The 3,569-nt window shown below is 69.4% G+C and carries 4 protein-coding genes; all 4 read left to right on the forward strand.

From position 1 onward, the window contains the following. Positions 1 to 664 (forward strand): DUF58 domain-containing protein (locus tag BN1120_RS17265; RefSeq protein ID WP_042017239.1); only part of this gene is annotated, 664 nt, incomplete at its 5' end. Continuing rightward, a complete protein-coding gene (locus tag BN1120_RS17270) occupies positions 649 to 1,206 on the forward strand; it encodes a DUF4381 family protein (protein WP_226044259.1) in 558 nt (185 codons plus the stop codon). The genes BN1120_RS17265 and BN1120_RS17270, both read left to right, overlap by 16 nt. Next, positions 1,203 to 2,165, forward strand: a complete 963-nt coding sequence (locus BN1120_RS17275; RefSeq protein WP_042017240.1) for a VWA domain-containing protein — start codon at positions 1,203 to 1,205, stop codon at positions 2,163 to 2,165. The genes BN1120_RS17270 and BN1120_RS17275 overlap by 4 nt, the downstream gene beginning before the upstream one ends. Positions 2,166 to 2,186: 21 nt before the next feature. Continuing rightward, the coding region (locus tag BN1120_RS17280; RefSeq protein ID WP_042017241.1) for a VWA domain-containing protein at positions 2,187 to 3,569 on the forward strand (1,383 nt) is incomplete at its 3' end.

The raw sequence follows: 3,569 nt of genomic DNA on the forward strand, positions 1-3,569 counted from the left end.
CCCCCACACCCGCCTCTACGGGGAAGAGCAGGATCAGGCCCACTGGTTGCTGCTGGATCTCTCACCCGCCATGTACTTTGGCTCCCGCGCCCAGCTCAAGGCCCGCCTTGGCTGCGAGCTGGCCGCCGCCCTGCTCTGGCAGGGGGAGAAACAGGCCAATACCTTGATCTGCCAGGGCGAAGCCCCCCACACAGAGCACCAGCGCGGCTCTCTCATGCCTCTGCTGGAAGCGCTCTGCCGCCATTACGAAGCAGGGCTGGATCGCGCCCCCCCGCCCTGGACGCTGGCCCAGACCCTGGCACGACTCACCCTGCCTCACGGGGCCAGATTGACCCTGATAAGCCATCACCAGGCACCGGACCAGGCACTCTGCCAGCAGTTGCAACGCCTTCGCCCGCGCCACGACATCCACTACTGGCAGATCCGCGATCCCCTGGAAGCCGCCCTGCCCGAGCAGGGGCAGCTGGCAGTGCAGGCAGGCAGACACAGCGGTTGGCTCGCGGGAGAAGACCTCCGCTTTCGCGACCGCTATCAGAGGGCGGCCGACGAACAGGCCGAGGCCTGTCGCCAGCAGTTGCTGCCCCTGGTGACGCGCCTCTATCGCCTCGACAACGGCGCCACCCTGCAACGCCAGTGGCAGGAGGGTGGATGCCGTCTGTTTTGAGGGGGGAGCAGGGCGTGCCCGCACCGGATGCATATCGCCAGCCCTCGTCCAGTGAGGCCTTGCAAGCCATCCGTGCCGAGCTGCGCGACATCCACCAAGGCCCCGCTCTCGAGCCTGCACAGGATCCTCGCCTGATGGCCCTCGGGGGGCTGCTGATCGCGGCGATCGCCGCTTGCCTGATCGCCACGACGGCCCTCACCCTGTTGCGCCAGCGCCGCTGGGCGCACAGGATAGACTGGCAGGCAGACGATCTCGTCCCCAGGCTGCAGGATGCCCTGCGAGAAGCGGCCATGGCCCGCTGGCCCGAGGCGGCCCCCCTGCAAGGGGAGGCCTGGCTCGCCTGGCTGGACAGCAAGGGGGGGAGCGATTTTTCCCGGTTTGCCGCCCAGTGGCCGCTCTGGCTCTATGGGGGCAGAGTGCCCGATGAGGCGCAGCGCAAAAGATTGCGCCTCGCCTATCTCGCCTGGGGGCGACGCTGCGTCAGTGCGCCGCGATTCCCGGCAAGCAAGCGAGGGGCACCTCCCCCGGAGGGTACGCGATGATCCTCGCCTGGCCCTGGTTTTCCCTCGCCCTCGCCTTGCCGCTGCTGGTGCGCTTCGGCCTGCCTCCCATGAAGGGGCGCAAGGGAGGAAACCGGCTCGTTCACGGAGGTTTTCCCCTGCTCCAGCCCCAGGCGGGGCAGCCCTTGTGGCGCATGATGCTCTGCTGGTGCGCCCTGGTACTGGCCCTGTGCCGCCCTCAGTGGCAGGAGCCCCCGATCATTCACTACCAGAGCAGCCGGGACCTCATCCTGGCAGTGGATCTCTCCGACAGCATGCGCACCCAGGACATGCTGGATGACGGAGAGCAAACGGACAGGCTTGCCGCGGTGCGCCAGCAGATAAGCAACCTTGTCGCCTCCCGCCCGGGGGATCGCATCGCCCTCGTCGTCTTTGCCGATCACGCCTATCTGCTCTCCCCACTCACCCAGGAGACCGGGGCCCTGCTCACCCTGGCCAGGGAGCTCGATTTCGATCTGGTGGGGCGCACCACGGCCCTAGGGGAAGCCATCCTGCTGGCACGCCAGCACGCCGACCCCACCCGCCCCACCGCCCTGCTGCTGGTGACGGACGGCCGCAATACCTCGGGCAATGCGGATCCCCTGACCGAGGCCAGGCTCGCCGCCAAAGCAGGCATCCGTCTCTATACCCTGGGGGTGGGCGCCGACCCCGACACCTTCGCCGCGCCCGCAGGGGACGCCGATCCCAGTGCCGAACTGGATGAAGCCCTGTTGCAGCAGTTGGCGACACTGGGAGGAGGCCGCTATTTTCGCGCCCGCAACCGGGGCGATCTCGCCGCCATCAACCAGGCCATCGACACCCTGGAGCCCCTCGCCCGGCCCCAGACCCTCTCCCGGTCCCACCAGGAGCTCTACCCCTGGCCACTGGCCCTGGCCTGGCTGCTGCTCTGCTGGCCAGCCCGCTGGCGCATCCCCCTGTCACACAGGCCATCCCATGAGTAGGCAGGCCATGATGGTGGCACCATGGAGCTGACCTTGCTGCGCCCCCTCTGGTTGCTGGCCCTGCTCCCCTGGCTATGGCAGGGGTGGCGCCGCCGCCGCGATCCCGGCTTGCTCTCCCCGGCCATGCAGGCCTATCTGCTGCCGAGCCGCCATCGGGCCATCCCCTGGCGCTGGCTTGCCTGTCTGCCGGTGATCCTCGCGCTCTCGGGCCCCGCCCTGCGCCAGCAGAGTCTCTCCATGCCGAGCCCGGCCCTCGATATCTGGCTGCTGGATCTCTCCGACTCCATGCTGGCGCAGGATCTGGCGCCGGACCGGGCAACCCGGGTGAGGCTGGGATTGCAGGAGATACTGGCCGACATAGATCGGCAGGACGCGGCCCATCCCATCGCCCTCATTCTGTTTGCCGGGGATGCCTACCTCGCCATGCCTCCCACCCGGGATCATCAGGCCATCGCCCTGCTGCTGCCGGACCTGCGCCCGGCCATCATGCCTGTCCAGGGCAGCGCCCCCGAGCGCGCCGTGGCCCTGGCCCTCACCCTGATCCCGCCGGGCCAGTCCGCCCGTCTGCTGCTCGTGACCGACGGCCTCTCCGGGACGGCGCGCGATCGCATCGCCGCCCTCTGGCCCTGCCTCAACGACCTGTTCTGCAAGGCAGGCTCGGCCCCGCGGCTCGACATCCTGCTGGCCAGCGGGGGCAAGGAGACCCGGCTGCCCGGCGTGGCTGCCGAGCGCTGGCAGCTCGGCAGCCCGATCGGCCACACCTTGCCGGCGCCCGACGAGGAGGCCATGGCCGCCCTTGCCGCCAGTACCGGAGGCAGGCTGGCCTGGCTTGATTCCGGCCTGCCGCGCTTTGCCCCCCTGCCCATGGGCCAGGCCCTGACGCAGGGGCAATCCCGGGATCTCGGCCCCTGGCTGCTCATCCCCTTGCTCCCCCTGGCGCTGCTGGCGCGGATCGGCGCCCACTGGCTGCTGGTGATCCTCGTCATTGGCGTCGCGTCCCCTTCCCTGCAGGCAGCCTCCCGACAAGATGAAGCAGGCTGGCAGGCTTATCGCCAGGGACACTATCGGGAAGCGGCCAACGCCTTCCAGGATCCGGTCTGGCAAGGCAACGCCTGGTATAGAGCCGGGGATTACGCCAGGGCCGTCGCCGCCTATGGCAGGGCAAACAGCGCCACCGCCCACTACAACAGGGGCAATGCCCTGGTCTGGCTCGGGGACCTTGCCGCCGCGGAGCAGGCCTATCTGAGCGCCCTTCGCCTTGAACCTGGGCACAGGGATGCCTTGCACAACCTGGCCCTGCTGCGGGCCAACCCGCCGCAGACAACTCCCTCGGCAAATGCCCCGGAGCAGGCCGACACTCCCGACCCCGTCCGCGCCTCAGAGGCTCCCCGCCCCCCGGCGCCC

This window comes from Aeromonas caviae (assembly GCF_000819785.1).
Lineage (GTDB): Bacteria > Pseudomonadota > Gammaproteobacteria > Enterobacterales > Aeromonadaceae > Aeromonas > Aeromonas caviae.